This is a genomic window from Roseibium sp. (genome assembly GCF_025698965.1).
Taxonomy (GTDB): Bacteria; Pseudomonadota; Alphaproteobacteria; order Rhizobiales; family Stappiaceae; genus Roseibium.
In genome coordinates, this window is sequence record NZ_JAILWL010000366.1 from 1 (window position 1) to 6,664 (window position 6,664).

8 protein-coding genes and 1 tRNA gene are annotated in these 6,664 nt (G+C 53.6%); 4 read left to right on the forward strand and 5 right to left on the reverse strand.

All coding sequences use genetic code 11. The annotated features are described in order from the left end of the window. The 4 genes from K5905_RS23950 to K5905_RS23965 form a co-directional block, all read right to left on the reverse strand. Positions 1-252: GNAT family N-acetyltransferase (locus tag K5905_RS23950; protein ID WP_297588691.1), on the reverse strand; the 252-nt coding region annotated here is incomplete at its 3' end. Then, positions 249-854, reverse strand: a complete 606-nt coding sequence (locus K5905_RS23955; protein WP_297588695.1) for a GNAT family N-acetyltransferase — start codon at positions 852-854, stop codon at positions 249-251. The genes K5905_RS23950 and K5905_RS23955, both read right to left, overlap by 4 nt. Before the next feature lie 141 nt (positions 855-995). Continuing rightward, on the reverse strand, positions 996-1,265 hold the full coding sequence (gene rpmA, locus K5905_RS23960) for a 50S ribosomal protein L27 (RefSeq protein WP_297588698.1): 270 nt from the start codon (positions 1,263-1,265) through the stop codon (positions 996-998). Between the two features lie 53 nt (positions 1,266-1,318). Then, positions 1,319-1,927 carry a 50S ribosomal protein L21 gene (locus K5905_RS23965; protein ID WP_297588701.1) on the reverse strand — a complete coding sequence of 203 codons (609 nt, stop codon included), beginning with the start codon at positions 1,925-1,927 and terminating at the stop codon, positions 1,319-1,321. 494 nt (positions 1,928-2,421) lie between these two features. On the opposite strand from K5905_RS23965, the gene K5905_RS23970 reads away from it, so the two are divergent. From K5905_RS23970 to K5905_RS23985, 4 genes are all read left to right on the forward strand, one after another. Beyond that, positions 2,422-2,511, forward strand: a tRNA-Ser gene (locus K5905_RS23970). A gap of 266 nt (positions 2,512-2,777) precedes the next feature. Further along, the gene (locus K5905_RS23975; protein WP_297588703.1) at positions 2,778-3,158 is read left to right on the forward strand and encodes a hypothetical protein; all 381 of its coding nucleotides are present in this window, start codon (positions 2,778-2,780) and stop codon (positions 3,156-3,158) included. Further along, positions 3,155-3,610 (forward strand): hypothetical protein, encoded by a 456-nt coding sequence (locus tag K5905_RS23980; protein ID WP_297588706.1) that lies wholly within the window; start codon positions 3,155-3,157, stop codon positions 3,608-3,610. Before K5905_RS23975 ends, K5905_RS23980 begins: the two co-directional genes overlap by 4 nt. 59 nt (positions 3,611-3,669) lie before the next feature. After that, positions 3,670-4,767: a site-specific integrase gene (locus tag K5905_RS23985; RefSeq protein ID WP_297588708.1), complete on the forward strand. Its 1,098-nt coding sequence runs from the start codon at positions 3,670-3,672 to the stop codon at positions 4,765-4,767. Positions 4,768-4,996: 229 nt separating this feature from the next. Here K5905_RS23985 and K5905_RS23990 read toward each other — a convergent pair. Continuing rightward, a partial coding sequence (locus tag K5905_RS23990; protein WP_297588711.1) for a calcium-binding protein occupies positions 4,997-6,664 on the reverse strand: 1,668 nt, incomplete at its 5' end.

Below are 6,664 nucleotides of genomic sequence, written 5' to 3' on the forward strand. Positions count from 1 at the left end.
GATTGCCGCAACCCCAATGAACACTCCACCGAGCGTAACGACGAATACAGCCTCGGTTTCCATCGGGTTGGTGCCGACAATCTTGCTGACGAAGTCTTCTGCCTCGCCCTCGACATAAGGCCAGGATGCCCCGGTCAGCCAGCGCACGATTTCAAAGTCGCGGCCACCGAGATCTGCAATCGCGTCGGCGTCCCGGGCTTCCAGCGGCCTCAGTACCAGGCGGCGGGTTTTCAGTTCCTGCAGTTTCATCATTGTCCTTGCCCCCATCCTTTCAACGACTTCCAGACTTTGCGTTCCAGTGTGTAGCGCTCAATCGGTACGGACCCGCCCGCGCCGACCGACCGGATCATCGCCTGATCCCGGTACTGAAACCCGGACTTGACCAGCACCCGGCGCGAGGCCGGATTGGTCACCCTGCAGGACCCCTGCAGTTCTTCTATGTCATTGTAAGTAAAGGCATGGTCGACCAGGGCATGCACTGCTTCAGTCGCAAGTCCCTGTCCCCAGAACGGCTCACCCAGCCAGTATCCGACATGGACAGGACCACCTGCCTCAACCACAGCGTAGCGTGCAATTCCGATGAGCCGGCCCGTGCTTTTCAAACGGATCGCAAAAATCGCGGAATTGATATGATGCAGGTCGGCCTTGGCGATCATCGCCCGGCCATCGTGAACGGTAAAGGGGTATGGCATGGTGGCGAGGTTCGCCGCCACTGTCTTGTTGTTGGCCAGAAACACCAGATCGGCCAAATCGTCCTTGCGCAACTTGTCGAGCCGCACACGAACCGCTTCCTGCGGCAACGGGGCCGCGGCCAAACTGCTCTCGTCTAACAATCCATCGCTTTCAACAACCATTTTTTCCTCCAGCACAAACAAATCAAGGGAGAGATGGCGTCCCATCTCCCCCTTGGATCTTCGACTGGTCTTTGGTTGCTGACCTGTCTCGAATTGCCGGGGTCTAATGGGACGCCGGCGCTTCGAAACTTCACGTCGGCTTTACTCCGCAGCTTCCGCCACTGGGACCACATTGATAAAAGTTCGCTTGTTGGCTTTCGCCTGGAATTGAACTTTGCCTTCCACGGTCGCGAAAATGGTATGGTCCTTACCCATGCCCACGCCGTTGCCCGGGTGCCACTGAGTGCCACGCTGACGAGCAATAATGTTGCCGGGAATCACAGCTTCCCCGCCGTATTTTTTGATACCAAGACGGCGGCCAGCTGAGTCGCGGCCGTTGCGGGATGAACCGCCTGCCTTCTTATGTGCCATCGTTAGAACTCCTCGTTCTTCGAATTTCAGATCAGGTTTTAAAGAGCGGCGGCTTACTTGCCTGCCAGTTCCTTAGCCTGTTCAACCCAGTTTCCGCGTTCGAACTTGCCTTTCAGGCCAGCTTCCTCTTCAACGCGTGCGATGTCGTCAGCGGTCATGGCTGCGATCTGAGCGAAGGTGGTGAGACCCGCCTCGTTCAGTTTTTTCACAGCTGCCGGACCGGCGCCGTCCAGTTTCTTCAGGTCATCTCCACCTTCTGCAGCTTCTGCAGCGGCCGGAGCCTCTTCCTTGGTTTCCTCAGCCTTCGGCGCTGCCTTTTTCGGCGCTGCCTTCTTGGCCGGTTTTGCACCACCGGTCAGAATGTCGGTCACCTTGACGAGGGTGAACGTCTGACGATGGCCATTGCGGCGGCGGGAATTCTGACGCCGGCGCTTCTTGAAAATTATAACCTTGCGGCCACGGCCCTGTTCGACCACTTCCGCAACCACGCTGGCACCTTCAACAGTCGGAGCGCCAACAGTGGTGTCTGCACCATTGCCAACCATAAGCACTTCATCAAAGGTGACGGTGCTACCGGCTTCGGCATCGAGTTTTTCGACCTTCAGGAGGTCATCAGCAGCAACAGTGTACTGTTTACCGCCGGTTTTGATCACTGCGAACATGTCTCGCACGTCCTTCTTTTCGTTTTTGAACCAACCAGAACCGATAACAGGTACCGGAATGCTGGCAGCTTTTAGGTCGAACTTGAGGCGCCTGCCCCTCCAGGAATGAACCCCGGCTGACAGGTCTTTGTGTCGGGTTGCGCTTGAAAGCTTTGAGCCCGGCAGGCCTTGATCGACAAAGAAATCCCGAAAAAGCGAACCTTTTCGAGCTCGCGCAATATAGTCGGATAGCCAGCGATGTCAAACGGAAATATGGGTTTTCTGAGCTTCAAGGAACAGTTACCGGACCCTTCCCTCTTCCTACCGCACTTACCGGTCGATGGCCAGCGAAGGCGTGTTCCCGATTTGACAAAAAGCCGTGCCAAAGTCTTCAGGCGGCGGTCGAAAATCCGCTTGCCACTTATCCCGTTAAAGATTGAAATTCTGGCTTGCAGGTCCGCCCCGCCTTGTCTATGTTCCGCGCCACTTGAGACCCGTTTAGTCGAAAGTGCCGCGGAGAGGTGCCGGAGTGGTCGAACGGGGCGGTCTCGAAAACCGTTGAGCGCGCAAGCGTTCCGAGGGTTCGAATCCCTCTCTCTCCGCCATTATTTTCCTCAAATATCTGTTTTTATTAGTTGTTTTTCAAAGGATGATTTCTAACCCATCATACAGACCATCACATAAGTTTAGTTTCCACAGCTGACCCAAGCCATGACCAAAAGTGCATCTTTGTATTGCGCATTTGAAAATGTGAGGCTAGCTTCAATCCAAATCAGACGGTGGCTTTCCGTCTTAGCCTAAATCATTCCGAGAGCGCAGGACGTGCTTGCTAACCCACTTGCCCGGTTTTACCGGGTAAACAGGATGCAAGATGTCCAACGATACCCAGTCCTCCCTGTTTTCTGAATTTGGTGCGAGCTCAATCGCAGATCAATCCGATGGCAAAAGCATTGCCAAAGGCAAGACACTTCGGCAGACAGCAGAAAAGTCGGCCGCAGACGCGACGCTCCGGTCACCAACCAAGAAACGCGAGTCCCAACGCTCACAGGAGTTGCACACTTCTTCTTGGCCTAGATATCTAAGTGACAAGGAAGTCGGCCGTTACTTCTCAGTCAGCAAAGCAACTGTCTGGCGCTGGGCCAAGGAAAAACCAGAATTCCCCAAACCCTATCGCCTATCGCCCGGTACAAGCCGCTGGCGCCTGGAAGACCTGATTGCCTTCGAAGCCACTCTCCAGGAGGACGCAGAATGACGTTCTCTTTGATAACAGCGAGATCTCGCCGCAAGCGCCAAAAGCGCGGACGTTTGGCCAGGGCGAATTGGCTCTACACTCAGCAAGATGTTCAAGCCCTTTATGATGTTTGCAGGAACACGGTTCTGAACTGGATGAAGTACGGCCTGAAGTCAATCGAAGCTGAGAGACGATTGTTTCTCGGATCAGATCTCAACGCCTTTCATGCCGAGCGGAAACGAAATGCCAAAACGCCTTGCGGGCGGTTTGAAATCTACTGCACCGCCTGCAAATCCAAGCATTCTCTTTTGGTCGAATCCTTTAAGGTTGAAACCAAAGGCCAGTTCAGGACGCGGGTTGTTCTCACCTGTCCGGAAACGGGAAAAAAGGCGAGCAGCTTCATGCGTGAGAGTGTTTTGGATGAATTGAGACACACGCTAGAATCCAAATCCAGTGCCGAGACTCCCGTTTAAGGAGTCTCTTTGACCGCGCTCAATTTGGGCAATTTCCCCACAATCGACAAGGTGAAAACATGCACTCCGAAAACGCCTGGGTTCTCTACCAGTATCAAAATCATATGAAAGAAGCGCTGGGCCTCAATGTGAAAACCATTGACGCCCGCATGCGCCATGCCCTTTGGTTTAACGGCTTTGTTGGCGAGAAATCGTTTCGCCTTATCACAAAAGATGACATTGGTAGCTTTAAATCGAGACTGGTTGAAACCAGTCAAGACGATGAGGAACGCGATGGGCAGAAATCTGCAGCCACGATCGTTCAGACATTTCAGAACCTGAGACAATTTCTGGTCTGGCTCGGCAACCAGCCAGGTCACCGGTCAATGGATCGGACGCTCCCCGACTATTGCAAGCCGTCGCGTCGTCACACTGCCCTGGCAAAGGTAAAACGGGGTAAACACATACCATCACCCGATGAGATCAGAACTCTCCTGGCCAGCATGCCGATAGAAACGATCATGCAGAGGCGTGATCGAGCAATCGTTGCATTTCTGTTTTTGACAGGCGTGCGTGATGCAGCCCTTATCAGCTTGCGTTTGAAACATGTCGATCTGGATCAGAAACTTGTCTTTCAGGACGCAACTGTCGTTGACACAAAATTCTCGAAGACCATGACCACCTTCTGGTTTCCGATTGGAGAAGACACTGCTGAAATTGTCACCAAATGGGTCTTGGAACGGCGTGCATTGGCAACCTCAGATGATGAGGCCCTTTTTCCGCGCTCCCCCAGCGCAATAATTCCAAAAACAGTCGGCTCTCAAGACAGCTTTTGGATAACAGCTGCCCCGGTCCGAGACATTCTGAAAAGGGCAACAGCGGCTGCGGGAATAACCTATTTCGTACCTCACGCCGTAAGATCTACGCTGGCACTGCTCATCGATCAAATTGCGCGTACCTGGGAAGAACGCAAAGCCCTCAGCCAAAACCTCGGTCACGAGCACATTCGGACAACTGAAGAACATTACGGCCAACTTGACACAAATCGTCAGCGCACACTGATCGACGCCATGCGCATGCGGCCAAATTTGAGCAACCACGACACAATTTCGGAGTTATACGCAAATGCAACAGAAGAGCGCCGTGAAATCGTGAAGCAAATCTTGGAGATGCCGTAATGCGGAGATGGTCAGCGCAGGCCGCATGAAGGGCATACGCGCTTGCTGTTCGATCAGAAATCGGATTTGGCAATACAGAAGGGATAAGAACACACCAAAGCAAGATAGACTGGCAGGCGCTCTCCTATTTTTCGTATTGTGAGAGATCGGCGGGTGTCACTGTTAAATGAACAACAGATCCGCCACACCCAAAAGTGCGGCGAGTTAGCGTTAATCGAGGCCCAGGTTGTCAAACAAAGCGGAAGTCGTCCGCATGAAGATCAGCCAAGGCCACGCCGTCCAGAACCACCAGAGGTGCATCGATGCCGACATTGATGGTGACACTGCCTTCGGCTGTATTTTCCGATGCCCTCATCAGAACATCGTTGAAATCGGAGAAGTGCGACAGTGAGAGCTCAATCACATCATCCGTACCGACCCCGGCGACAAAGTCTGTGACACTATCCGCGGGCGTGAACTGACCGGGCACTCCGTCGTTCAACATTGTGAACACGAAAGTGTCGTCTCCAGTTCCCCCAGTAAGAATATCAACGCCATTGCCGCCGATGATCACATCGGCCTGCGACGAGCCGACGATGAAGTCAGCTCCGTCTGTACCGGTTAGAACAACTTCACCATCTGTATTCAGACTGATTTCGCTGAGCGTGGTTCCATCGGCAAACTCGAAGCGCTCGATATGTTCGCCCAGATGCGCCAGCCTAAGAACACCGGAGTAGCCATCCTTGTTCCAGGACAGCTCGATCTCGTCGCCGTCGATCACATTATCCGGATTGTCAATCTTGGTAATCGTCAGGTCGGACAGGGTCAGATCCTTGAAGCGGACCGTATCGAAGCCCTCACCTGATTGCTCCGAATAGTGGTCGATCCGGACCTTACCGTCATCCATCCCGATCAGATAGGTCTCGTCGCCCGCCTGACCGCGCAACAGCTGCCAGTCGGTGCCGGTGTAACCACCAGCATCAATGGTGTCGTTGCCGCCGAGCGAATAGATCATGCTGCCCGTCGACGTGCCGACAATATAATCGTCCCCATCTGTTCCACTCAGAACAGACCGGCCGTCAACCCGGAGCCCAATTGCAGAAAGCGTAGTCCCGTCGGCAAACTCGAACCGCTCGATGTACTGGCCCATATAGCTGACATACATGGCACCTGATGCGCTGCCTTTTGCCCAGGAAAACTTGAGCGAGTCTCCCCAAGAATCATGCGTGTAGATTGATATGTCCAGATCGGACAGCGTCAAATCCGAAAAGAGAAGCGTATCAAATCCGCCATCAGCTATTTCAGCAGTGTCGGCAATCCACGTTTCGCCGCTACGTCGGCCATAAATGTAGGTGTCGTCTCCATTCTTGCCACGCAGCATATTCCATCTGCCGTCTGAGCCGCCGGCATCCAGAATGTCGTTGCCTTCACCGCCGTGCAAAGACACCCGGCCACTGCCACCAATCAGAACGTCGTTGCCATCTTCCCCAAAGATGACGTTTTCGCCGTCTCCACCAATCACCGTGTCATGCCCCCCCCCCAAACGAACCTCGTTGTCACCGTCGCCTGTATTGACAAAGTCATTACCGGAAGTCGCCGTAATCAAATTGGCGCCGACACCATGCATCTGGAAATTGCTGAAATGTCCTATCCAGACGCTGTCACCATTGTCGAATGCAAGCCGCTCGACTCTTTTTTCTGCAATTGTGAACCAGTCCTCAATTAAGATCTCGCCGGTTAGCGTTGCCAGTCCAAGAGCGGAGGTAGCGGCCGCCTCTTCTGCTGACTCGGCAATGAACTTGATACGCAGGTCGCTACTGACCTGGGAGAAGTGCAGGTCTTCCAGATCAATTCCAAATCCGAAGACCAAAGTGTCACCGTTTGAGTCGTTACCAGACTCTCGGATTTCATCATTTCC